Annotated in this window: 20 protein-coding genes; 6 read left to right on the forward strand and 14 right to left on the reverse strand. The window is 71.6% G+C overall.

Features of this window, described 5'->3' with window-relative positions; all coding sequences use genetic code 11:
- Positions 1–3 precede the first annotated feature (3 nt).
- The gene (locus tag KY5_RS07055) at positions 4–1206 is read left to right on the forward strand and encodes an amino acid deaminase/aldolase (RefSeq protein WP_098241397.1); all 1203 of its coding nucleotides are present in this window, start codon (positions 4–6) and stop codon (positions 1204–1206) included.
- A 42-nt stretch (positions 1207–1248) separates the two neighbouring features.
- Here KY5_RS07055 and KY5_RS07060 read toward each other — a convergent pair whose 3' ends face one another.
- The 6 genes from KY5_RS07060 to KY5_RS07085 form a co-directional block, all read right to left on the reverse strand.
- The gene (locus KY5_RS07060) at positions 1249–2199 is read right to left on the reverse strand and encodes a DUF2510 domain-containing protein (protein ID WP_098241398.1); all 951 of its coding nucleotides are present in this window, start codon (positions 2197–2199) and stop codon (positions 1249–1251) included.
- A gap of 55 nt (positions 2200–2254) precedes the next feature.
- A complete protein-coding gene (locus KY5_RS07065) occupies positions 2255–3568 on the reverse strand; it encodes a hypothetical protein (protein WP_098241399.1) in 1314 nt (437 codons plus the stop codon).
- 22 nt (positions 3569–3590) lie between these two features.
- The gene (locus KY5_RS07070; protein ID WP_098247100.1) at positions 3591–4895 is read right to left on the reverse strand and encodes a haloacid dehalogenase-like hydrolase; all 1305 of its coding nucleotides are present in this window, start codon (positions 4893–4895) and stop codon (positions 3591–3593) included.
- Positions 4896–4976: 81 nt separating this feature from the next.
- Entirely contained in the window at positions 4977–5756 is a 780-nt protein-coding gene (locus KY5_RS07075) for a 3-oxoacyl-ACP reductase (RefSeq protein ID WP_098241400.1), read from the reverse strand.
- 4 nt (positions 5757–5760) lie between these two features.
- Complete coding sequence (locus tag KY5_RS07080) at positions 5761–7113, reverse strand: aldehyde dehydrogenase family protein (RefSeq protein WP_098241401.1); 1353 nt, start codon at positions 7111–7113, stop codon at positions 5761–5763.
- 7 nt (positions 7114–7120) lie between these two features.
- Positions 7121–8491, reverse strand: coding sequence for a glutamine synthetase family protein (locus tag KY5_RS07085; protein ID WP_098241402.1), 1371 nt, complete (start codon positions 8489–8491; stop codon positions 7121–7123).
- A gap of 75 nt (positions 8492–8566) precedes the next feature.
- On the opposite strand from KY5_RS07085, the gene KY5_RS07090 reads away from it, so the two are divergent.
- From KY5_RS07090 to KY5_RS07100, 3 genes are all read left to right on the forward strand, one after another.
- Positions 8567–9316: a FadR/GntR family transcriptional regulator gene (locus tag KY5_RS07090; protein ID WP_098241403.1), complete on the forward strand. Its 750-nt coding sequence runs from the start codon at positions 8567–8569 to the stop codon at positions 9314–9316.
- Positions 9317–9485: 169 nt separating this feature from the next.
- Positions 9486–10931, forward strand: a complete 1446-nt coding sequence (eat, locus tag KY5_RS07095; RefSeq protein ID WP_098241404.1) for an ethanolamine permease — start codon at positions 9486–9488, stop codon at positions 10929–10931.
- A gap of 40 nt (positions 10932–10971) precedes the next feature.
- A complete protein-coding gene (locus tag KY5_RS07100) occupies positions 10972–11655 on the forward strand; it encodes a gamma-glutamyl-gamma-aminobutyrate hydrolase family protein (protein ID WP_098241405.1) in 684 nt (227 codons plus the stop codon).
- On the opposite strand, the gene KY5_RS07105 is transcribed toward KY5_RS07100, so the two are convergent.
- Positions 11624–12589 (reverse strand): phosphotransferase, encoded by a 966-nt coding sequence (locus KY5_RS07105; RefSeq protein WP_098241406.1) that lies wholly within the window; start codon positions 12587–12589, stop codon positions 11624–11626. The two genes, KY5_RS07100 and KY5_RS07105, sit on opposite strands and share 32 nt — an antisense overlap.
- An 81-nt stretch (positions 12590–12670) precedes the next feature.
- Positions 12671–13117 (reverse strand): DNA-binding protein, encoded by a 447-nt coding sequence (locus KY5_RS07110; protein ID WP_098241407.1) that lies wholly within the window; start codon positions 13115–13117, stop codon positions 12671–12673.
- A gap of 353 nt (positions 13118–13470) precedes the next feature.
- Between KY5_RS07110 and KY5_RS07115 the strand changes: the two genes are divergently transcribed.
- On the forward strand, positions 13471–14637 hold the full coding sequence (locus KY5_RS07115; RefSeq protein WP_098241408.1) for an alanine--tRNA ligase-related protein: 1167 nt from the start codon (positions 13471–13473) through the stop codon (positions 14635–14637).
- 42 nt (positions 14638–14679) lie between these two features.
- Here KY5_RS07115 and KY5_RS07120 read toward each other — a convergent pair whose 3' ends face one another.
- Positions 14680–15660, reverse strand: coding sequence for a LysR family transcriptional regulator (locus KY5_RS07120; RefSeq protein WP_234362639.1), 981 nt, complete (start codon positions 15658–15660; stop codon positions 14680–14682).
- 70 nt (positions 15661–15730) lie between these two features.
- Between KY5_RS07120 and KY5_RS07125 the strand changes: the two genes are divergently transcribed.
- Positions 15731–16870, forward strand: a complete 1140-nt coding sequence (locus tag KY5_RS07125; RefSeq protein ID WP_098241410.1) for a TDT family transporter — start codon at positions 15731–15733, stop codon at positions 16868–16870.
- Between the two features lie 15 nt (positions 16871–16885).
- Here KY5_RS07125 and KY5_RS07130 read toward each other — a convergent pair whose 3' ends face one another.
- From KY5_RS07130 to KY5_RS07150, 5 genes are all read right to left on the reverse strand, one after another.
- Entirely contained in the window at positions 16886–17668 is a 783-nt protein-coding gene (locus KY5_RS07130; RefSeq protein ID WP_098241411.1) for a helical backbone metal receptor, read from the reverse strand.
- Entirely contained in the window at positions 17668–18243 is a 576-nt protein-coding gene (locus tag KY5_RS07135; RefSeq protein ID WP_098241412.1) for a helix-turn-helix domain-containing protein, read from the reverse strand. The genes KY5_RS07130 and KY5_RS07135 overlap by 1 nt, the downstream gene beginning before the upstream one ends.
- Positions 18244–18348: 105 nt before the next feature.
- On the reverse strand, positions 18349–19338 hold the full coding sequence (locus KY5_RS07140; protein WP_098241413.1) for a hypothetical protein: 990 nt from the start codon (positions 19336–19338) through the stop codon (positions 18349–18351).
- A gap of 166 nt (positions 19339–19504) precedes the next feature.
- Entirely contained in the window at positions 19505–22114 is a 2610-nt protein-coding gene (locus KY5_RS07145) for an ABC transporter permease/substrate binding protein (RefSeq protein WP_098241414.1), read from the reverse strand.
- Positions 22107–23225 carry a quaternary amine ABC transporter ATP-binding protein gene (locus KY5_RS07150; protein WP_234362640.1) on the reverse strand — a complete coding sequence of 373 codons (1119 nt, stop codon included), beginning with the start codon at positions 23223–23225 and terminating at the stop codon, positions 22107–22109. The genes KY5_RS07145 and KY5_RS07150 overlap by 8 nt, the downstream gene beginning before the upstream one ends.
- Positions 23226–23259: the final 34 nt, after the last annotated feature.

Consider the following 23259-nt stretch of genomic DNA (forward strand, 5'->3'; position numbering starts at 1 on the left):
GCCATGACTGCCCGAGCCGCAGACCGCGCCCGGTACGACCGGGCCACCGCACACCTCGACGCCCCCGTCGCCATCGTCGACCTGGCCGCCTTCGACGCCAACGCCGACGACCTCGTGCGCCGGGCGGGCGGCAAGCCGATCCGGGTCGCGAGCAAGTCCGTGCGCTGCCGGGCCCTGCTCGAACGGGTCCTGGCCCGCGAGGGTTTCGCCGGGATCATGTCGTACACGCTCGCCGAGTCGCTGTGGCTGGCCCGCTCCGGCTTCGACGACGTGCTGCTCGCCTATCCGTCGGCCGACCGGTCCGGCTTCGCCGAGCTGGCCGCCGACCCGAAGCTCGCGGCGCGCGTGACGGTGATGGTCGACGACCCGGCCCAGCTGCGCCTCATCGACGAGGCGAGGGACGGCGGGACAGAAGAGGTGCGGGTCTGCCTGGAGTTGGACACCTCCTTCAAACCCCTCGGCGGCAAGGTGCGCATCGGCGCGCTGCGCTCTCCGCTGCACTCCCCCGTCCAGGTCGCGTCGCTGGCCCGCGCCATCGTGCGGCGGCCGGGGTTCAGGCTGGTGGGCGTCATGGCGTACGAGGGTCATGTGGCCGGGGTCGGCGACGCGGTAGAGGGGCGTCCGGCGCGTTCGCGGGCGATCCGGCTGATGCAGGCCGCGGCCCGCAAGGAGCTCGCCGAGCGCCGGGCCGAGACCGTCGCGGCGGTGCGGAGGGTCGCGCCCGACCTGGAGTTCGTGAACGGCGGCGGGACCGGCAGCGTGCAGCACACCGCGGCCGAGCGCGCGGTGACGGAGATCGCCGCGGGGTCCGGGCTCTTCGTGCCGCGGCTGTTCGACAACTACACGTCGTTCAGCGGGCGTCCTGCCGCGCTCTTCGCGCAGCCCGTGGTGCGCAGGCCGGGCGTGGGGATCGTGACGGTGCTCGGCGGCGGCTATCCGGCCTCGGGCGTCGCGGGCGCCGACCGCTCACCGGTGCCCTACCTCCCCGAAGGGCTGCGGTACGACCCGCAGGAGGGCGCGGGCGAGGTGCAGACACCGCTGCACGGCCCGCCCGCCGACGACCTGTTGATCGGCGACAAGGTGTGGTTCCGGCACGCGAAGGCCGGTGAGCTGTGCGAGCGGTTCGACACGCTGCGTCTGGTCGAGGGCGACGTGGTGACGGCGAGCGTGCCGACGTACCGGGGCGAGGGCCACACCTTCCTCTGACCCGCGCCCTCCGTACGGCGTCACGACGGTCACCGCGTCACGTCACGGCGTCGGCCCGACGTCGCTGCCCACGCCGCCGCCGGTCGCGCTGTCGTCGACCGACCTGATCCCCCGGGTGATCTCGTCCATGACGGAGACCGGCGGCGCGCCGTCCCCCGCGCCGACGGCGAAGCGGACGATGACCGGTGACTCCGAGCCGACGCTGGACGCGAACGCGAGTGACTGGACGTAGCCGCCGTCCCCCTTCGCGGTGTGGACGCGCCAGCGCACGTAGTACCCGGAGCGGCCCGCGACCGCGATCTGGCCCTCCTTGAGCTTCTCGTGCCGCGTGATGCCGCCGTAGGGATGCTTGTCCAGCTTGTCCGTGTCGTAGGCGGCGTCCGCGGCGTCCTTGATGTCGCCGCGGGCGATGACCTTGGGGTCGGTCTCGTCGGAGTCCGTCACGGTGCTCGACGTGACGACGCCCTCGCGGCACAGGCCGGAGTCGCCCGGGCAGTCGACGATGTCCGGGGTCTGGATGGTGGCGCCGCCCCCGATGGTGTCGGAGTCCTTCTCCCAGCCCTCGGGGACGGGGAGCGTGATGCCGTTGAGGTCGTCGACGAGGGTGTCCGGGTCGGGGTCGGCCGTCGAGGTCGCCGACGACTTCGTCGCCGTCGGCTCCGTGCTGCTCGCCACGGGTTCGCTCGGCGCGGGGGTGGCGCCCTGCGGGTCCCCGTCGTCGGTGAGGACGACGGCGCCGGTGACGATCGCTCCGACGAGGACGACACCGGCGACGGTCAGCGCGACGACCTTGGCGCGGCCGCCGCCGGGCCCGACCGGGGCCATCACCGTGGTGACGGCCGGGTCGGCCGGGCCGAACCCCTGCTGCGCCGCGGCCTGTTGGGCGGCTTCGGGGGTACGGCGGTGCTCGGTCCACGCGGTCCCGTCCCACCAGCGCTCGACGGAGGGCTGGCGGGGGTCCGGGTACCAGCCGGGCGGCGGCGACATGCTCATCCCGGCACTCTAAGCGCTCCGCCTGAAGCCCACGGACGGAACGGCGGAGGGAACATCAGTAGACGGAGTCCTGCTGGTCCGGCACCACCGAGCCGTTGTCGCGCAGCACGGGCCCCTTGCTCCCGTCGTGCTCGTTGTACGCGGCGGTCGAGCAGGGGTAGGTGCCGCTCTTCTGCGGCAGCGGCTCGATGAACATGGGGTTCACGACCCAGCGGCCGTCCGCGTTGTCGTAGGCCCGGCACATGAACTCGCTCTTGTTGCGGTTCAGGACGAGGTGGGCACCGGTGGCGTCACCGACGAACGTCACGTCCGTGTCGGCGTCGCCGCCGCCGAGCGCGATGCGGTGCCTGAAGTCCTGCTTGTCCCAGGCCGCCTTGCCCTTGATCCCGTAGATCTCCTGGTTGATCCAGCAGCGCTTGCCGTCGATGTAGGGGATGGCCTCGCCCTTGTTGACGGGGACGTCGCCGCAGCCCTGGTTCCAGGTGGTGATGCGGCCCTTGCGGTCGAGGACGGAGCGGATGGCGACCGTGTGCTCGCGGTCGATGCCCACGCCCTTCGACCAGACCTCGGTGACCGGCTCCGAGCCCGCCGAGACGATGTAGACGTCGAACCCGGCCTTCTTGAGCGTACGGATCAGGTCGCGCTGCTGGTCGTAATAGCGGACGTAGCCGGGGATCTCGTGGGTGCCGACCTTCTGCGTCGCGCCGATGGGGGCGGCGAGCGCCTCCTTGCGGGCCTTGGCGGCGTAGGACTCGAGCTCGGGCACGGTGTGCCCGGCGAAGAGCTGCGGCACCCAGGCGTACTGCGGGACGGTGTGCCGGTGGTCCCACGTCCCCGCGAAGGCGGCGGCGCCGCTCATCGTCCTGCCGTCCTCGCGGACCTCGAAGATCTCGTCGGCGCAGGCGGTGTTGGTGGAGGTGGGCAGCGGCTTGCCGACGGGCACCTTCGTGCCGCACGCCTTGGTGAGCGCGCGGTCGGCGTCGTCGGTCATCCACTTGCTGGTGGACTTCCAGCTCTTCGGGCGCAGGATCTTGTCGTGCCGCAGCGACCAGGCGATGGTCGCGTCGGTCACGTCGTTCTTGGTGACGGTGTTGTCCCAGTCGAACGCGGCGACGGGGCGCTTGCTCCTGCCGTGCCCCAGGTCCGGGTTCGCGCAGGTGCCGCGCTCGTCGATGGTCCGCTGGAGCTTGGCGCGGTTCTCGCCGTACCAGCTCAGCTTCTTCGACAGCTGCGGGCAATGACTCCCTGCGGTGCGGGAGTTCGCGGGGTGCGCGGCCGTGGCGGCGGCCGCGGGAAGAGCCGTGGACGCGGCCGCCGCGAAGGTGGCGGCCGTGGCCAGGGTCAGCGCCAAAATGTTTCTGTTACGCATGCGAGTGGACCGTACATCAGTCCTACCGCGCTGACGATGCCGTCGACGCCCCGTACACCGTGTCCCGCTGATCGGGGATCACCGAGCCGTCCGCGCGGCGCACCGGACCCGCTCCGCCGTCCCGTTCGGTGTAGCCGGTGCTGGCGCAGGGGTAGGGGTCGGTCTTCTTGCCCTTGGGCTCGATGAACATGGGGTTGACCAGCCAGCGGCCGTCGCCGTTCTCGTAGGCGCGGCACATCAGCTCGTTCTTGTTGCGGTTCAGGACGAGCCGGAGTGCGGTGGCGTCGCGCAGGAAGGAGATGTCCGTGTCGGAGTCGCCCGCCGCGAACACCTGGCGCCGCGCGGCCGGTTGGACCTTCTCGGCGGCCGCGCCGCGCACGCCGAAGATCTCCTTGTTGATCCAGCAGCGCTTGCCGTCGATGTACGTGATCATCGAGTCGTCGCCGTCCCGCACGGTGCCGCAGCCCTTGAGGTGCGCGGTGTGCTTCCCGTGCGCGGTGACGTTGCGGATGCCGATGGTGTGCTCGGCGTCGACGCCCACGCCCTTGCCCCACACCTCGGCGATCGGCTCGGGGGACGCGGAGACAACGTAGACGTCGAAGCCCGCCTTCTTGAGCGTACGGATCAGGTCGCGCTGCTGGTCGTAGTAGCGGACCCAGCCGGTGACCTTGCCGGTGCCGACCCGCTGCTCGGTGCCGATGGGCGCCGCGAGGTTCTCCTTGCGGGCGGCGGCCGCGAAGTGCTTGACCTGGCGGGTGGACCAGCCGCGGGTGAGCTGGGCGAGCCAGGCGTACTGCGGCTCCATGCGGCGGTGGTCGAAGCCGTCGAAGGCCGCCTTGCCCGCGGTGGTGGCGCCCTCGCCGTAGACGGAGAGGATCTCGTCGGCGCAGGCGGTGTTCCGGTGCGTGGGCAGGGTGGTGCCGGTGGCCGGGCACGCCTTCGCGAGGGCCTTGGCCGCGGACCCCGTGAGGTAGCGGCTGGTGGTGCGCCAGTCGCCGCGCTCGGGGGTGCGGATCTTGCCGTTGCGCAGCAGCCAGAACATGGTGGCGTCGCCGATGTCGTTCTTGATGACGGTGTTGTCCCAGTCGAAGGTGGCGACCGGCTTGGCGCCGTGACCGTCGCCGCAGCGGCCGTACCGGTCCACCATGTGCTGGAGTCTCGCCTTGTTGTCTCCGTACCAGCCCTCGGAGACGGTCAGCGTGGGGCACTTCGCGGCCTTCGGCCGGGAGTGCTGCGTTGCTTCCGCGGTGGCCTGGACGGTCACGAGACCGGCTCCGGCGACGGCGAGTACGGCGGTGGCCGCGGCGGCGCGGCGCTTGAGGTTCACGAACACACTCCCGTGTCTACGCAGGTCAGCCGGGCGTCGTGCGACGCCCGGCTGACGGATGGATGGCCCTGGGGTGAACTGCTAGAGCGGAGTGACGTACGCCCCGGTGAGACCGCCGTCGACGAGGAAGTCCGTGGCGTTCACGAAGGAGGAGTCGTCGCTGGCGAGGAACGCGACGGCGGACGCCATCTCCTCGGCCTCCGCGAAGCGACCCACGGGAATGTGCACGAGGCGGCGCGCGGCCCGCTCGGGGTCCTTGGCGAACAGCTCCTGGAGCAGCGGGGTGTTGACGGGCCCGGGGCAGAGCGCGTTGACGCGAATGCCCTCGCGGGCGAACTGCACGCCCAGCTCGCGGGACATGGCGAGGACGCCGCCCTTGGACGCGGTGTAGGAGATCTGCGAGGTCGCCGCGCCCATCCTGGCCACGAACGAGGCGGTGTTGATGATGGAGCCCTTGCCCTGGCGCCGCATGTAGGGGATGGCGGCCTTGCAGCACAGGTACACGGAGGTGAGGTTGACGTCCTGGACGCGCTTCCACGCCTCCAGGCCGGTGTCCAGGATGGAGTCGTCGTCGGGCGGCGAGATGCCCGCGTTGTTGAAGGCGATGTCGACGGAGCCGTAGGTGTCGAACGCCGTCTTGAAGAGCGCCTCGACCTGCTCGGCGTCGGTCACGTCGACCTTCACGAAGGTCCCGCCGACCTCGTCGGCCGCGGCCTTGCCCGCGCTCTCGTCGATGTCGCCGCAGACGACGTTGGCGCCCTCGGAGGCGAGGCGGCGCGCGGTGGCGAGGCCGATGCCGCTGCCCGCGCCCGTGATGACGGCGGTGCGGCCCACGAGGCGGCGGCAGATGTTTTCTGACATGGGTTCAGGCCTCCGTGCTGATGAAGACGTTCTTGGTTTCCGTGAATGCGGCGAGCGCGTCCGGGCCGAGCTCACGGCCGAGCCCGGACTGCTTGTAACCCCCGAACGGGGTCCAATAGCGCACGCTGGAGTGCGAGTTGACGGACAGGTTGCCTGCCCTGACTCCCCCGGACACCCGCAGGGCCCGGCCGACGTCACGGGTCCAGATGGAGCCGGAGAGGCCGTAGTCGGTGGCGTTGGCGAGACGGATCGCGTCGGCCTCGTCGTCGAAGGGGATGACGACGGCGACGGGTCCGAAGACCTCTTCCGTGGCCACCGGGGAGTCCGGGTCCACGTCGGTGAGCAGCGTCGGCGGGAACCAGAAGCCGGGGCCCTCGGGTGCCGTCCCGTGGATGCCGTCGCCGGGGGTGACGTGGGCGCGGACGCGGTCCAGCTGGGTCCTGGAGATCAGCGGGCCCATCTGGGTCTTCTCGTCGGACGGGTCGCCCACGACGACGGACTCGATCGCGGGCGTCACGACCTCGATGAAGCGGTCGTACACCGAGCGCTGGACGAGGACGCGGGTGCGGGCGCAGCAGTCCTGTCCCGAGTTGTCGAGGTACGACATGGGGGTGGCGAGGGCGGCGGCCTCCACGTCGGCGTCGGCGAAGACGATGTTCGGGCTCTTGCCGCCGAGTTCGAGGGTCAGGCGCTTCACGCGGTCGGCGCACGTGGCCATGATCTGCTTGCCGACCCGGGTGGAGCCGGTGAACACGATCTTGGCGACGCCGGGGTGTTCGACCAGCGCGTTGCCCGCGACGCCGCCCTCGCCGGGCAGGACCTGGAAGAGACCTTCGGGCAGGCCCGCCGCCAGGGCGAGTTCGGCGAGGCGGAGCGCGGTGAGCGGGGTCGTCTCAGCGGGTTTGAGGATCACCGCGTTGCCCGCGGCGAGCGCGGGGGCCGTGCCCCACGCGGCGATCGGCATCGGGAAGTTCCACGGGGCGATGACACCCACGACCCCGAGGGGTTCGAGGACGGTGACGTTCAGACCGCCGGGAACGGGGATCTGACGGCCATTCAGGCGCTCGACTCCCCCGGCGGAGAAGTCGAGGAGGTCGCGGACGTTGCCCGCCTCCCAGCGCGCGTTGCCGATGACGTGTCCGGCCTCGCGCACCTCCAACTGGGCGAGTTCTTCAAGGTGTTCGTCCACCTGGGCGGCGAAGCGGCGAAGCAGCCTGGCCCGGTCGGCGGGGGCGGTCGCGGCCCACTGTTCCTGGGCCCGCGCGGCACGGGCGACGGCGGCGTCGACGTCCTGCGGGGTGGCGGCGGGGACGGTGGCGACGACCTCTTCCGTCGCCGGGTTCAGTACCTCAAGCAAGGGTGCCTCACATGCGTTCGAAGGAGCGGCGGAGCTCCCAGTCGGTCACCGCGGAGTCGAAGGCGTCCAGCTCGACCCGCGCCATGTTGCGGTAGTGCGCGACCACCTCGTCACCGAAGGCGGCCTTGGCGATGGGGCTGTTCTCCCAGAGCTCGGCGGCCTCGCGCAGGCTGGTGGGGACGTGTTCGTAGTCGCCGGTGTAGGCGTTGCCCGTGCACTCGTCGGGCAGTTCGAGCTTCTGCTCTATGCCGTACAGGCCCGCGGCGACCAGGCCCGCGACCGCGAGGTGCGGGTTGACGTCGCCGCCGGGGAGGCGGTTCTCGAAGCGCAGCGAGCGGCCGTGGCCGACGACGCGGAGCGCGCAGGTGCGGTTGTCGTAGCCCCAGGCGGCGGCGGTCGGCGCGAACGTGCCGGGCTGGAACCGCTTGTAGGAGTTGATGTTGGGCGCGTAGAGAAGGGAGAAGTCGCGGAGCGCGGCGAGCTGGCCCGCGAGGAAGTGCCGCATGACGGGCGACATGCCTCCCGGGTCGTCCGGGGTGCCCGCCATGACGTTGGCGCCGTCGGCGTCCTGGAGCGAGAGGTGGATGTGACAGGAGTTGCCCTCGCGCTCGTTGAACTTCGCCATGAAGGTGAGCGAGACGCCTTCCTGGGAGGCGATCTCCTTGGCGCCGGTCTTGTAGATGGCGTGCTGGTCGCAGGTGACCAGGGCCTCGTCGTACTTGAACACGATCTCGTGCTGGCCGGGGTTGCACTCGCCCTTGGCGGACTCGACGGTCAGCCCGGCGGCCGACATGTCGTTGCGGATGCGGCGCAGCAGCGGCTCGATCCGGCCGGTGCCGAGCACCGAGTAGTCGATGTTGTACTGGTTGGCCGGGGTCAGGTCCTGGTATCCGGCGTCCCAGGCCTGCTCGTAGGTGTCCTTGAAGACGATGAACTCGAGCTCGGTGCCGACGTGCGCGGTGAAGCCCAGTTCGGCGAGGCGCTCCAGCTGGCGGCGGAGGATCTGCCGGGGCGCGGCGACCACGGGCGAGGAGTCGTTCCAGGCGAGGTCCGCGATGAGCATCGCGGTGCCCTCGTTCCAGGGGACCCGGCGCAGGGTGGAGACGTCGGCGTGCATGGCGAAGTCGCCGTAGCCGCGGTCCCAGGAGGACATCGCGTAGCCGTCGACGGTGTTCATCTCGGTGTCGACGGCGAGGAGGTAGTTGCAGCCCTCCGTGCCGTGTTCGAGGACCTCGTCGAGGAAGAAGCGGGCGGCGAACCGCTTGCCCTGGAGCCGCCCTTGCATATCGGGGAAGGCCAGGACGACAGTGTCGATCTCGCCGCTCGCGACGAGGGCCTTGAGCTCCTCGACGGCGAGCGGGGGTGTGCGGTCTGCCACGGGAAAAGCCTCCTTGGGTCAGCCGGGAGCCATAAGGTATTGCGGAGAACCATTGCTTGGGAAGGGGGTACGGGCATGTCGCACACGGAAGAGGGCATGGCGGCGTCCGCATCGGACGACGAGCGCCTGACGGCGGTGCTGCGCCCGGTGCGGGCGGGCAACGGCTTCGAGGAGGCCCTGGAGCAGATCCTCCAGGTGGTCAGGCTCGGCCTGGTGCCGGGCGGCGAACGCCTGCCGTCGGAGCGGGAGTTGGCGGACCGGCTCGGCATCAGCCGCGTCACGCTGCGCGAGGTACTGAAGGTGCTTCAGGACCAGGGCCTGGTGGAGTCGCGGCGCGGGCGCTACGGCGGCACGTTCGTGCGGCCGCGCCCCGAGGCGCCCGGCGAGGACGAGCTGCGCCGCCGCATCAAGGACGTCGACGTGGAGGACGCGCTGCGCTTCCGCGAGGTCCTTGAGGTGGGCGCGGCCGGGCTCTGTGCCACGCACGGGCTCACCGGCGAGCAGGCGGACCGGCTGCGCGCGGCGCTCGCCCAGACGCATGACGCGCCCCTGACGGAGTACCGCCGCCTCGACACCCTCCTGCACCTCACGCTCGCCGAGCTGTGCGGGTCGCCGACGCTCACCGCGCAGTACGCCGCGGTCCGCGCCACGGTCAACGACCTCCTCGACTGCATCCCGCTGCTCGTGAGGAACTTGGAGCACTCGCAGCGTCAGCACACCGCGCTCGTCGACGCGGTGCTCGACGGGGACGCGGACGGGGCGCGGGAGATGATGCGCGAGCACTGCGCGGGGACGGCGGCGCTGCTGCGGGGGTTCCTCACATGAGGAGCGGTACGTGAGGAGCGGTACGTGAGGAGCCGTACGTGAGGGGCCGTTAACCAACAGGTAACGCAGAGGGCTTGATTTCTCGACCGCCGCACGGCAAAGGTATGGATCCGTTCCATTGAGTGCCCTGAGCTGATCCATATGCCTGCCGCCGCATAGGAGCCGTGCCATGACCGTGGAGTCCACCAAGCCGAGTGCCGCCGAACCGGCGGACGACTACCTGGAACGCAGGACGCTCCGCAGGGGCAGCGCGGGCTGGCTCCTGCTGACCGGACTCGGCGTCGCCTATGTCGTCTCCGGCGACTACTCCGGCTGGAACTTCGGCCTCGCGGAGGGCGGCTTCGGCGGTCTCGCCATCGCGATGGGCCTCATGGGCGTGATGTACGCGTGCATGGTCTTCTCGCTCGCCGAGCTGTCGTCCGTGCTGCCCACCGCGGGCGGCGGCTACGGCTTCGCGCGCCGGGCGCTCGGCCCGTGGGGCGGCTTCCTGACCGGCACGGCGATCCTCATCGAGTACGTCCTGGCACCCGCGGCCATCTCCATCTTCATCGGCGACTACGTCGAGTCGCTCGGCCTGTTCGGCCTGACCTCGGGCTGGCCGGTCCACCTCGCCTGCTTCGTCGTCTTCATCGGCATCCACCTGTGGGGCGTCGGCGAGGCGCTGCGGTTCAGCTTCGTCGTCACCGGCATCGCGGTGGCCGCGCTGCTCGTCTTCGCGGTCGGCGCCTTCATGGACTTCGACGCGTCCAAGCTCAACGACATCCCGGTGGAAGCGGACGCCTTCGGCGCCAACTCGTGGCTGCCGATGGGCCTGTTGGGCATCTGGGCGGCGTTCCCGTTCGGCATGTGGTTCTTCCTCGGCGTCGAGGGCGTGCCGCTGGCGGCCGAGGAGACCAAGGACCCCGCGCGCACGCTGCCGCGCGCGATCCGCTGGTCGATGGCCATCCTGGTCGTGCTCGCGCTCCTCACGTTCTTCGCCTCGGCGGGCGCGCGCGGCGCGAACGCCCTCCAGGACGCGGGCAATCCGCTGGTGGAGGCGTTGCAGCCGGGCGGCAAGGCGACCACGCTGAGCCGCATCGTCAACTACGCGGGCCTCGCGGGCCTGGTGGCGTCCTTCTTCTCGCTGATCTACGCGGGCTCGCGCCAGCTCTTCGCGCTCTCCCGCGCGGGCTACCTGCCCCGCTTCCTCTCCCTCACCAGCAGCCGCAAGGCCCCCTACCTGGGGCTCCTGGTCCCGGGCGCGATCGGCTTCGGCCTGGCGGCGGCGACCGGTGACGGCGCGCGGATGCTGAACGTCGCGGTGTTCGGCGCCACCATCTCGTACGCCCTGATGTCGCTCTCGCACATCGTCCTGCGCCGCCGCGAGCCGGACCTGGAGCGCCCCTACCGCACGCCGGGCGGCATCCTGACGTCATCGGTGGCCCTGGTGCTCGCCTGCGCGGCCCTGGTCGCGACGTTCCTGGTGGACGTGACGGCGGCGCTGATCGCACTCGGGGTGTACGTCGTCGCGATCGGCTACTTCGGGATGTACAGCCGCAAGCGCCTGGTGGCGCGGGCGCCGGAGGAGGAGTTCGCGGCGCTCGCGGCCGCGGAGGCAGAGTTGGCACGCGACTGAGCACGACGGCGAAGACGGCGAAGAGGCGAAGGAGAACACAGTGAGCGGCAGGCCGCTGATCGGGGTCAGCACCTATCTGGAGTCCAAGGTGAGCTGGGGCGTGTGGGAGCTGCCCGCGGCCCTGCTGCCCGCGGGGTACCCGCGCCTGGTGCAGGCGGCGGGCGGCCTCGCCTCGATGGTGCCGCCGGACGATCCCTCGTACGCCGCCGACGTCGTCGCCCGCCTCGACGGCGTGGTCGTCGCGGGCGGGCCCGACGTCGAACCCGTGCGGTACGGCGCCGAGCGCGAGGAGCGCACCGGGCCGCCCGCACGGGAGCGGGACGCCTGGGAACTGGCCCTCATCGAGGCCGCGTTGGCGTCGGGGAAGCCGCTGCTCGGCATCTGCCGCGGCATGCAGCTCCTGAACGTGGCGCTCGGCGGGACGCTGGTGCAGCACATGGACGGGCACACGGCGGGGACCGGCGTCTTCGGCACGCACGCGGTCACGCCCGTACCCGGCACGCTGTACGCGCGCGTGGCCCCCGAGGAGACGGCCGTGCCGACCTACCACCACCAGGCGGTGGACCGGCTCGGCAAGGGCCTCGTGGTGTCCGCGCACGCGGCGGACGGCACCGTCGAGGCCGTCGAACTCCCGGGCGCTTCCTGGGTGTTGGGCGTGCAGTGGCACCCGGAGATGGGTGAGGACACGCGCGTCATGGCAGCGCTGGTCCGAGCCGCTTCCTGAGCCAGTCGAGGGCGGCCGCGCCCTGGGCGGCCTGGAAGGCGCGCAGGGTGGGCAGCCCGGGCGGATCGGGCTGCAGGGATCCCCGTACGAAGTAGCTGGCGAGGGCGGCGAGCGTGGCGCTCACGCCCGCCGGGTCCGCGTCCCTGCCCACGGGGTGGGCGGTGAACACGTCCTCCGGGTCGGGTCCGCCCTGGGCGCGCACGCACGGCAGCATGACGAGCAGGTCGAACCAGGGCGCGGCGCGCACGACGTGCGGCCAGTCCACGAAGACGACCCGACCCTCGGCGGTGATCAGCATGTTGTCGGCGCGCAGGTCGGCGTGGGCGAGGGTGTCGCCCGACGCGAACTCGGTCCAGGGGGCGGCGAGTTCGGCGAGGGCGGGCAGGTTGCGGCGCGTCCACGGGTCGAGCCGTTCGCGTACCGCCCCTTCGGCCTCGATCAGCCGCTGCCAGCCCCGGAAGCTCTCCCCTTCCGTATCCACGACGGATCGCGCCTCGATGGGCGCGGGCGTCAGCGCGTGCGAGAGCTCCGCCACCGCGTCGAGCACGAGGGCGAACTCGTCGGCGCGCCAGGGCACGTGCGGCTGGCGCCCTTCGACGTCCTCGAAGGCGAGGGCGACCCACGCCCCGTCGTCGTAGGACGCGAGGAGCCGGGGCGCGGGCACGGAGTCCGGCAGGGCGGCGGAGTGCCGGGCCTCCGCGCGGTGCAGCCGGGGGCTGCCGGGGTTGGCCTCGGCGCTGACGGCCTTGACGAAGGCGCGCCGCCCGTCCCCGAGCCGCACCCGGGCCGCGACGCCCGGCGAGAAGCCGCCGTGCTGCGTCGTCGCGGCCACCACGGTCCCGCCGAGCTCGGCCTCGAGGGCGCTCTTCACGTGCGCGGGGAGCTGCTCCCAGGGGGCACGGACGCCGGTGGCCGGGGGCGCGGTGGGAATCATGCCCCATGATGGGCAGGGCTCCGGGGCGGGCGCCAGGCGTTTTCCCCGGGCCTCACTGCCCCCCGGAGGGGGAAGCGTCGGCTACTCGCCCTCCCCCGCCGTACGCGAAGCCAGCCGCTCGTACCGCTGCCGCGCGGCCTGCGGCGTGCCGAGCCCGAGGCCGAAGGCGATCTCCGGCCAGGTCATGCCGCGCCCCCGCGCCATCTGGAGCAGCCCGGTCTCCAGTTCGTCCAGCTCGCCGCGGACCATCGGCAGCAGGGTGAGGGCGGCGGTGATGTCCGCGTGGTCCACCTCCGGCTCCCCTTCGACGGGCCTGGCCGCGCCGCTGAGCAGGAACGCCACCAGCCTGACCGCCTCGTGCGGACCGAGCACGGTGGGGTGGACCTGCCGCGCCCGCTGGTCCTCGTCGGCCGCGTGCCGCTCGGCGACGCGCATCAGCGAGGCGTAGACCCGGTGGGCGCGGGCCTGTTCGGGGTGCGGGGGCGTGAAGGGGTCGGCGGCCTGGGGCTGCTCGGGAGTCGACGGCATGGATCCAGCATGGACTGACACACGGCACGGAGTCAACAGTTCATTGTGAACACTTTGTTTGCACGATCGAAGAGGGATCGAAGAGGGATCGAAGAGGGCACGTCACCCCCTGCCGTAAATCGTGTGACGCACCACCGCGAACGGAGTTACCCTCGGCCTCATGAACGTCACCGGCCCACGCACCACCGCGACCGCGCGAGCGACCAGCTCGCCGGTTGCCGCCGCCTGACCTTCCCCTTCCCCTCGGCGACCGGAAACGGCCCGCCGATGGTGCATGGCTCCCGCCCTGACTCCGGTGATCGCGCGGATCCGTTATCCGGCGCCTCCCGCGTTCACGCGAAGGAGCCCCCACCATGAACACCGAAGACATCATCCGTACGTTCGTCGAGTACTACGAGGAGCGCGGACACCGCCGCACGACCGGCTCCACGCTGCTGCCGCCGCCCGGCGACCCCGTCCTGTTCACCACCTCGGGCATGCACCCCCTCACCCCGTATTTGGAGGGGCGCCCGCATCCGCTCGGCAGCCGCCTGGTCAACGTGCAGCGCTGCCTGCGCACCACGGACCTGGAGGAAGTCGGCGACCCCACGCACCTGACGGTCTTCGAGATGCTCGGCACCTGGTCCCTCGGCGACTACGAGGGCCCGCAGAGCCTCAGTTGGGGATACGACCTCTTCACCGAGGGCTTCGGCGTCGACCCGGGCCTGCTGCACGCCACGGTCTTCGGCGGCGACGACCAGGTGGGCCTCGACAGCGCCTCCCTGGAGGTCTGGCAGGAGCGTGGCGTTCCGGTCGAGCTCACCGTCGAGGACAACTGGTGGGACAACGGGCCGACCGGACCCTGCGGCCCCGACTCGGAGATGTTCCTGTGGACCGGCGAGGGCCCTCCCCGGTCGACGCCCACCCGCGACGACCGCTGGGTGGAGGTGTGGAACCACGTGATGATGCGTCACCGCAAGCTCCCCGACGGCTCCCTCGTGCCGCTCCCCCAGCGCAACGTCGACACCGGCCTCGGCCTGGAACGCCTCGCCTCGCTGTTGCAGGGCCGCACGTCGGTGTTCGAGTGCGACGTCTTCGCCCCCTGGCGCCGTCTCGTACCGCCCCTGTGGCCGCTGGACGAGGCCACGCTGCGGCTGGTCTGCGACCACCTGCGCTCGGCCGTGGTCGTGATCGGCGACGGAGTGCGTCCCGCCAACACCGGCCGCGGCTACGTCCTGCGCCGGCTGGTGCGGCGCCTGCTCACCGCCCTGTGGCGCGACGACCCCTCGCGCACCGTCGGCGACCTGCCGGACGAGCTGTTCCTGCACACCCGGGACCACTTCCGGCAGGACACCGGCCCCGACGAGGTGCGCCGCGTGCTGTGCGAGGAGGAGCGCAAGTTCCTGGGACTCCTGGAACGCGGCAGGCAGGTGCTCGCCAGGCCCCGGTTCCGCGGTCCGCTGGACGAGGAGGACTTCCACTACCTCCACGACACCCACGGGCTGCCGCGCGAGCTGGTCATGAACCTGCGGCAGCAGTGAGACAAGGGGGCCGGGGAGGGGACGGGGACGGGACAGGGGGACCTACGCGTCCCGCGCCCCCGGCCCACCCCGCGTCAGCCCCAGCAGATCCCTGCCAGGACCCGCGGGGCGATGTCCCGTCGGCCAGACGGCGCGCAGCTCCCTGCCCAGGCGTACGTCCGCCAAGGGGATCTCGACCAGGCGCCGGGCCGCGAGTTCCTCGCCCACCGCGAGCTCGCTGAGGACCGAGGGGCCCGCGCCGCTGACCGCGGCGGCCTTCACCGCCGTCGTCGAGGAGAGCTCGATCAGCGGGCGGGCCAGGCCGCCGAGCGCCGCGTCGAGCACCTGGCGGGTGCCCGAGCCCTCCTCGCGCAGGATCAGCGGTGTCGCCGCCAGCTCCTCGGCGGCCAGCGGCTTGTGCCGCCGCGCCCAGGGGTGCGTCGGCGCCGTCACCACCACGAGCCTGTCGTGCGCGATGACCACGCCGTCCAGCGCGTCCGGCACGGTGAGCCCCTCGACGAAACCGAGGTCCGCCTCGCCCGCGAGGAGGCGCTCGGCAACGGCCGTCGAGTTGCCCGCGAGCAGGGACACGGCCGTGTCGGGGCGCTGGGTGCGCAGCGCGATCAGCCAGCCGGGCAGCAGGTACTCGGCGATGGTCATGCTGGCCGCGACCCGCAGCCGCGAGTCCCGCCGGTCGCGCAGCGCCTGCGCCCCCGCGTCGAAGGCCTCCGCCGCCTCCACGATCCGCCCCGCCCAGTCGGTGACCAGCGCGCCCGCGTCCGTCAGCCGCGAACCGCGCGGCGAGCGGTCCACGAGCGCGACGCCCAACTGCCGCTCCATGGCGCGGACCCGGCTGCTCGCGGCGGGCTGGGTGATGCCCAGCTCCCGCGCGGCCCGGCCCAGGCTGCCGAGCCGGGCCACGGCCAGCAGGAGTTGCAGCGCCCCGAGGTCCGGCACCCGGTGGGCGAGCAGGGCCTCCGGGGTCCTGGCACGGTCGGTCCCGGCGGGGGCTTCGGAGGCGGCGGGCTGCGGAGACATACTCATAAAGTCAGTTTATGGCCCCATAGGGGAATGGTCCCTGGTGACCGGTGGGCGCGCGCGGGACCGTGGACTCATGGTCACCACCGCCCACCCCGCGCACACCGTGCACCCCGCGCCCGCGCCCACCGCGCGCCGCGCCGCCGCCGTCCGACACCTCGGGCCGAACTGGTACGCCTCCGTCATGGGCACCGCCATCATCGCCAACGCCGGTGCCACGCTGCCGTACCAGTTCACCGGGCTGCGCACGGCCTGCACCGTCGTCTGGGCGCTGTCCTTCGTGATGCTCGCCGCGCTGCTCACCGGCCGCGCCGCGCACTGGATCCACCACCGCGACCAGGCCCGCGCCCACCTCCTCGATCCGGCCGTGGCGCCGTTCTACGGCTGCCTCTCGATGGCACTGCTCGCGGTCGGCGGCGGCACCCTGATCGTGGGCGCGGACTGGCTCGGTACGGGCGTGGCGGTCCCCTTGGCCACCGTGCTGTTCACCGCCGGTACGGCCATCGGACTCGCGGCCGCCGTCGCCATCCCCTACTTGATGGTGGTCCGCCACAGGATCGCCGCCGACCAGGCCACTCCCGTGTGGCTGCTGCCCGTGGTCGCCCCGATGGTGTCGGCCGCCGTCGGCCCGTTGTTCGTGCCCCACCTGCCGGCCGGACAGGCGCGGGAGACCCTGCTGTACGCCTGTTTCGCGATGTTCGGACTGAGCCTGCTCGCCACCCTGGTGATGCTGCCGGTGATCTTCGCCCGCCTGGTGACCGCGGGGCCCCTGCCGCTGGCCCTGACCCCCACCCTCTTCCTGGTGCTCGGCCCGCTCGGTCAGTCGACCACCGCCGCCAACAAGTTCGCCGACTTCGCGCCCGGCGTCGTCCCCGCCCCGCTCGACCGCGGCTTCCTGGCCTTCGCCGTGCTCTACGGGGTCCCCGTGATCGGCTTCGCCTTGATGTGGCTGGCGCTCGCGGCCGCGATGGTGGCCCGCGCCCGGCGCCGCGGCATGGGCTTCGCGATGACCTGGTGGGCCTTCACCTTCCCCGTCGGCACCTGCGTGACCGGCACCGAGGGCCTCGGCAAGCACACCGGCCTCGTCGCCTTCGACTGGCTGGCCACCGGCCTGTACGTCCTGCTCCTGACCGCCTGGGCGATCGCCCTCGCGCACACCCTGCGCGGCCTGGTCAGCGGCAGGCTGCTCGCGGCGCCCCGGCCCGCCAAGGGCTGACCCGCGAAGGCGCGCTCACAGGGCCGGTGGGTAGGCCGCCCGCAGCGCCGCCCCCAGCACCGCGGGCGCCTCCGCCAACGAGGGCCCGTACCAGGTGAGGTGGCGGCCGCTGACCAATGCGACCGGCGTACGCGCGGGGAACGCCTCGGGGCCGTCGTCGCGGGTGAAGCGGTAGGGCTCGTCGGGCAGCACCACCAGGTCGAGGTCCGCGGCCCGCAGCTCCTCCAGCGGGATCCGCGGATAGCGCTCGGCGTGAGCGGCGTACGCGTTGTCGACGCCCATGCGCGCGAGGAGGTCCCCCGCGAAGGTGTCACGTCCCAGGACCATCCACGGCCGCCGCCAGATCGGGATCGCGGCGCGCAGGCGGATGTCCGGGCGAGGGGGCCCGCCCGCGCCCTCGAGGTGCGGGGGCGGCTCCCACCACGCGGCCTCGGCCTCCTCGAGCCATCGGGGCCGCTCCGCGCCGCATGCCGCGAGGACCCTGGCCAGCTCGCGGAACGCCTGGTCCAGGTCGCGCACCTCCGTGACGAGCACCTGGAGCCCCGCCGCGCGCAGGGCGGCCAGGTCGGGCGCGCGGTTCTCCTCCTCGTTGGCGATCACCAGGTCGGGCGCGAGCGCGAGGATCCGGGGCACGTCGGGGTTCTTGGTGCCGCCCACCCGGGTGACGTCGAGGCCGGCCGGATGGCTGCACCAGTCGGTCGCCCCGACCAGCGCGCCCGGCACGCTCACGGCGACCGCCTCGGTCAGCGAGGGCACGAGCGAGACGACCCGCGGCGGGGTCCCCGGGCGGAGCACCATCAGCGCCCCCCGTCGTCCACCGCCTCGATGTGGTCGCCCACGGCGACCACCAGGACCCGGGTGTCCGGCACGGTGGCCCGCCAGCGGTGCCGCACCCCGCCGGTGAGGAACAGGCTGTCGCCGCGCCCGAGGCGGTAGGCGCGGCCCTCCGCCTCCATCTCCACGGCGCCCTCGACGACGTACATCAACTCGTCGTTGCGGTGCTGGAATTCGCGGCCCTCGTCGTGGTCACCGATGAATTCGAGAACGTGCAGTTGATGGTGACCGCGGGTCAGCTCGCGCACCCGTGCGGCCGGTTTCGAGGTGTCCAGATCCGTGTCGTCGTCGGCGCGCACCACCTCGACCGTGCGGGCCGGGTCGGCGGCGGCGAGCAGCTCCACGTCGGTCGTGCACAGGGCGTCGGCGACCCGCTGCAAGGACCGCGTGCTGGGACGGGCGCGCTCGTTCTCGATCTGGCTGAGGAACGGCACCGAGAGGCCGCTGCGCTCGGCGACGACGGCGAGGGTGAGCTCCAGCTGCCGGCGGCGGCGCCGCACGGCCGAGCCCACCCGGAGGGTCTCCTTGTGCTCGTCCATCGCCTCGGCTCCCTTCAGCGCATCGGTCCACTCTCAACCCTGAGGGGTTCTCTGCACCCTACGCATGTTCGCCAAACGGTTTTGCCCCGTTGACCCGACCGGGGGTCACAGCTTGTGCCAGTAGAGCAGTTGCCCCGACTCCCCGGGGGCGGAACCTTCCTCGGGCACGAACAGGCTGACGAGCAGGGCGGGTTGCCCGCGCGGATCGGTGAGCAGGGTCGCCGAGGGGTTGGCGAAGGCGCGGCTGCCGCCGTGCGTGCGGATGTCGAGCCGGTCAGCGCGTCCGCTGGAGGGGTCGTACGCGTAGGTGGCCCAGCTGCCGAAGTCGCCGCGCCTGCGCTGGCCCTCGATGAGCACCACGCGCCGCCCGCCGAGTTCGACGGGCGCGCGGTCCCCGATGTTGCCGCCGTTGCCCCACCGGCGCAGCGCGCGGTCGAGCCGTCGGTCGGGCTCGGCGTGCCAGTGCCGGAACCCGGTGAGCGTGGCGCGCAGCTGGCGGTCGGTGTCACAGCCCGCGCGGTAGTGCCCGGTGAGCTGGATGGTCGCGCCGCGTACGGAGGTGATGCTCGGCGTGCCCTCGGCGCAGCGCGAGAGGGTGAGCGGCGCGTCGAAGGCCCGGTGGGCGCGCCCCGCGAGCAGCGCCCGCTGATCCTCGTACGCCCGCACCGCGATGTGGTTGCGCGGGTCCTTCTCGTACGCGAGGACGTAGCCGCCCCGTCCGTCGTGCGCGAGCGAGGGCTGGTGGGTGCCGGGCCCGAAGTCGTGGCGGCGCTGCCAGTGGCGCAGGTCCGTGGAGGTGGCGACGGCGGCGTGGAAGCGGCCGTCGGCCAGGAGCGTGTGGTAGACGGCGAGGTAGGTGCCGTCCTGGGCCTGCTGGATCTGGGCCGCGTCCATGGTGCGGCCCGTGTGGTCCCGCGCGTCGTAGCGGTGCCCTTCGGCGGAGGGCACGTCGTCGGCGAGCGCGGCCAGCCGCGCGGTGGCGGGCGAGGCGGGGGTGGCGTCCGCCCGCGCCAGCTGCGAGACGAGCAGGGCAGCGGCGAGGGAGAGGACGGCGGCGACGGTGAAGAGCGCCGTCCTCGGCTGCCTTGCGGTCACGGGCGGGGTCTCCCGTTCGCACGGTCGAGGTTCGGGTGGGGCCCAGTCGAGGTTAGGGACCGGGCGGCCCCGCCGGAACGCCGGAAGGGGTGGGCTTCGCCACAGGGCGAGGCCCACCCCTTCGGGGTGATGACCGCGTGCTACTGCCGCGCGGCCGTCGTTCCGGCTACTTCGCGGAGGTCATCTTCGACTCGAAGCCCGGGTTCTTCTTGAGCCAGGCGTCGACGGCCTTGGGCTCGTTGTTCTTGCCCGCCTTGTTGATCTCGTTCTCCAGGCTGGCCAGCTCCTGCTCGCTCATCTTGAAGTTCTTGAGCCACTTCGTGAGCTGCGGGTACTGGTTCGGGAAGTCCTTGCTGGAGAGCGTGCGGATCGTGTCGCCCTTGCCGAAGCCGCCCTTGGGGTCCTTCAGCTTGGTCAGGTCGTACTCGTTGTACGCCCAGTGCGGCGACCAGAGGAGCACCGCGACGGGCTCCTTCTTGGCGTAGGCGGCCTTGAGCTCGGAGAGCATCGCGGGGGTGGAGCCCGCGGCGATCTCGTACTCGTCCTCCAGGCCGTAGCCGGGCAGGACCTTGTCCTTGAGCGCCTGCATCACGCCGGTGCCCGGCTCGATGCCGATGATCTTGCCCTTGAACTTGTCGCCCTTGCCCTTGAGGTCCTCCAGGGACTTCACGCCCTTGACGTAGGACGGGACGGCGACCTCCAGGGACGTCGGGCTGTACCAGGAGCCCAGGTCGTTGAGGTTCGCCTTGTTCTTGTCCCAGTACGTCTTCTGGGCGGTGGGCAGCCACGCGTCGAGGTTGAGGTCGAGGTCGCCCTGCGCGAGACCGGTGTAGGCGGGGCCCACGTCGGCCGGCGTCAGGTCCATCTTGTAGCCGCGCTTCTCCAGGACGCGCTTCCACAGGTTGGTGACGGCGATGTTCTCGTCCCACGCGAAGTACGCGGCCTTCAGCGGGCGCTTGTTCTCGTCGCTGCCCGAGTTCTTCGGCAGCGGGGCGAGCTTGTCGACGACGCCCGAGTTCTTCTTCAGCCAGGCGCGCACGGCCTCCTGCTGCTGGCCCTTGCCCGCCTTGTTGATCTCGGCCTCAAGGCTCGTGAGCTGCTTCTCGCTCATCTTGAAGTCCTTGAGCCACTTGCCGACCTCGGGGTTCTCGTCCGAGAAGCCCTTGCGCGCCAGCGTGTGCACGCCGTCGCCCTTGCCCCAGGCGCCCTTCGGGTCCTTGAGCTTCTTCAGCTTGAAGTCGCTGTAGGCCCAGTGCGGCGACCACAGGGTGGTGACGATCGGCTCCTTCTTGGAGTACGCGGCCTTCAGCTCGGCCAGCATCGCCGGGGTCGAGCCGTCGACGACCTTGTACTCCTTCTTCAGGCCGTACGCGTCCAGGACCTTGTCCTTGAGCAGGCCCATCATTCCGGCGCTCGACTCGATGCCGGTGATCTTGCCCTTGAAGGTGTCGGCGTTGCCCTTGAGGTCTTCGAGGGAGTTGACGTCCTTCATGTACGCGGGAACGGCCAGCTCCAGCGAGGTGGGCCCGAACCAGGAGCCCATGTCCTCGAGGTCCTTGCCGTACTTCTTCCAGTACGAGGCGTGCGTCGTCGGCAGCCAGGAATCCGTCTGGAAGTCGATGTCACCCTGCGCGAGCGAGGTGTAGAGCGGACCGGCCTCCAGCTGGCTGGTCGTCACCTTGAAGCCGCGCTGCTCCAGGATCTCCTTCCAGAGGAAGGTGGAGGCGACGCCCTCGTCCCAGGGGATGTAGCCGACCTTGAGCTCCTTGCCGTCGCCGACGTTCTTGGCGTCGGCCACGGACTCGGACTTGGTGCCGCCGAAGATGCCCATGCCGCCCGCGACGAGCGCGAGGACGACGACGCCGACCATCGCGACGACGGGCCGGGGACGGTAGTTCCAGATGTTCAGGCCCTGCGCGGCCCGCAGCTTGGCGAGCGCGCGACGGCCCAGCGGCGAGACCTGGCCGCCCAGACCGCTGGTGACGCGGTCCAGGTAGATGGCGAGGATCACGATGGAGACGCCCGCCTCGGCGCCGAGACCGACGTCGAGCTGGCCGATGGCCGCGTTCACGTCGGCGCCCAGGCCCGGCGTGCCGACCATGCCGGTCAGCGCCGCCATGGAGAGGCCGAGCATGATGACCTGGTTGACACCGGCCATGATCGTCGGCAGCGCGAGCGGCAGCTGCACCCGGAAGAGGGTGTTGCGGGGCGTGGTGCCGAACGCGTCGGCGGCCTCGACCAGCTCCTTGTCGACCTGGCGGATGCCGAGTTCCGTCATGCGCACGCCGGGGGCGAGCGCGAAGACGATCGTGGCGACGATGCCCGCGGGGGCGCCCATGCGGAAGAACAGCAGCGCCGGGATGAGGTAGATCATCGCGGGCAGCGTCTGCATGAAGTCGAGGACGGGCCTGACGATGCCGCTGACCGTCTTGGAGCGCGCCGCCCAGATGCCCACGGGCACGGCTATGACCAGCGCCACGAAGGTGGAGACGAGCACCAGGGACAGCGTCATCATCGCGTTGTCCCACAACTCAAGGGACACGATGAAGGCGAAGCCCACGAAGGACAGCACACCGCCGAGCAGACCGCGCAGCCAGAACGCGATGACGGCGAGGATGCCCGCCATCAGGAGCGGCTCGGGCGCGGAGAGGACGTCGTAGACGCCGTCCCACATGTTCTGGAAGATCGTCTTGATGAAGTCGAACAGCCAGTCCATGTGGGTTCTGAGCCATTCGACCGAGTCATTGACCCAGTCGCCGAAGGGAATCCTAGGCACCGCTGCTCACCTTGCCCACGTTCTTGCCGTTGTCCTGCTCGGGGACGGCGGCGGCCGCCGCGTCCTGCGGCTCCCCGGGCGTCTCCGTCTTCATCGGCTCGCCGAGCACGGCGAGCAGCCTGGCCCGCGGCACGACACCGATGAGCTCGCCCTCGTCGTCGGTGACGGCGACGGCCACACCGCTGGTGGAGCAGGGCGTGAACAGCTCGATGATCGGGGTGTCCGCGGTGACCGTCGCGGGGGCGTCCGCCGCCACGAAGTCCTCGTCGGGATCGGCCATGATCGCGCCCGCGGTCAGCACCCGGGAGCGGTCGACGTCCTGCGTGAACGCGGCGACGTAGTCGTTGGCCGGGGTGACGAGGATGTCCTCGGCGTTGCCGATCTGGACGATCTGCCCGTCGCGCATGACGGCGATCTGGTCGCCCAGGCGCATGGCCTCGTTCAGGTCGTGGGTGATGAAGACGATGGTCTTCTTCAGCCGCTTCTGGAGCACCAGGAGCTGGTCCTGCATGTCACGGCGGATCAGCGGGTCGAGCGCGCTGAACGACTCGTCCATGAGGAGCAGGTCGGCGTCGGTGGCGAGCGCGCGGGCCAGGCCCACGCGCTGCTGCATGCCGCCGGACAGCTCGTCGGGCCAGGACTTCTCCCAGCCCTTCAGACCGGCCAGCTCCAGCGCCTCGGTGGCCCGCTTCTCGCGCTCGGCGCGCGGCACGCCCTGCACCTCGAGGCCGTAACCGGCGTTCTCGAGGACGCTGCGGTGCGGGAAGAGCGCGAAGTGCTGGAAGACCATGCTGATCTTCTTGGAGCGCACCTCCCGCATCTCCTTGGCGCTCAGCTCGGTCAGGTCCTGACCGTCGAAGCGGACGTGACCGGCCGTCGGCTCCGACAGTCCGTTGAGCATGCGCAGCAACGTGGACTTGCCGGATCCGGAGAGACCCATGACGACGAAGATCTGGCCCGGCTCGACCTCGAAGGAGGCGTCGATGACGGCGGCGGTGGTGCCCTCGTCGCGCAGCTCCTCTCGGTCGGCTCCGTGGCGGAGTCGCTCCACCGCGTCATCGGGTCGTCTGCCGAACACTTTGTACAAGTGCTCGGCCTGCAGCCTGGACACATACACCTCTCGGGTCGAACCAAGACGGCCCGCC

Origin of the sequence: Streptomyces formicae, assembly GCF_002556545.1 — a bacterium.
Classification (GTDB): Bacteria; Actinomycetota; Actinomycetes; order Streptomycetales; family Streptomycetaceae; genus Streptomyces; species Streptomyces formicae_A.

What these genes read in the sequence shown, in the direction of transcription:
- KY5_RS07055 (WP_098241397.1), top strand. Translation starts at nt 4, where the DNA reads ATGACTGCCCGAGCCGCAGACCGCGCCCGGTACGACCGGGCCACCGCA.
- KY5_RS07060 (WP_098241398.1), bottom strand. Translation starts at nt 2,199, where the DNA reads ATGAGCATGTCGCCGCCGCCCGGCTGGTACCCGGACCCCCGCCAGCCC.
- KY5_RS07065 (WP_098241399.1), bottom strand. Translation starts at nt 3,568, where the DNA reads ATGCGTAACAGAAACATTTTGGCGCTGACCCTGGCCACGGCCGCCACC.
- KY5_RS07075 (WP_098241400.1), bottom strand. Translation starts at nt 5,756, where the DNA reads ATGTCAGAAAACATCTGCCGCCGCCTCGTGGGCCGCACCGCCGTCATC.
- KY5_RS07090 (WP_098241403.1), top strand. Translation starts at nt 8,567, where the DNA reads ATGTCGCACACGGAAGAGGGCATGGCGGCGTCCGCATCGGACGACGAG.
- eat (WP_098241404.1), top strand. Translation starts at nt 9,486, where the DNA reads ATGACCGTGGAGTCCACCAAGCCGAGTGCCGCCGAACCGGCGGACGAC.
- KY5_RS07105 (WP_098241406.1), bottom strand. Translation starts at nt 12,589, where the DNA reads ATGATTCCCACCGCGCCCCCGGCCACCGGCGTCCGTGCCCCCTGGGAG.
- KY5_RS07110 (WP_098241407.1), bottom strand. Translation starts at nt 13,117, where the DNA reads ATGCCGTCGACTCCCGAGCAGCCCCAGGCCGCCGACCCCTTCACGCCC.
- KY5_RS07115 (WP_098241408.1), top strand. Translation starts at nt 13,471, where the DNA reads ATGAACACCGAAGACATCATCCGTACGTTCGTCGAGTACTACGAGGAG.
- KY5_RS07120 (WP_234362639.1), bottom strand. Translation starts at nt 15,660, where the DNA reads ATGAGTATGTCTCCGCAGCCCGCCGCCTCCGAAGCCCCCGCCGGGACC.
- KY5_RS07125 (WP_098241410.1), top strand. Translation starts at nt 15,731, where the DNA reads ATGGTCACCACCGCCCACCCCGCGCACACCGTGCACCCCGCGCCCGCG.
- KY5_RS07130 (WP_098241411.1), bottom strand. Translation starts at nt 17,668, where the DNA reads ATGGTGCTCCGCCCGGGGACCCCGCCGCGGGTCGTCTCGCTCGTGCCC.
- KY5_RS07135 (WP_098241412.1), bottom strand. Translation starts at nt 18,243, where the DNA reads ATGGACGAGCACAAGGAGACCCTCCGGGTGGGCTCGGCCGTGCGGCGC.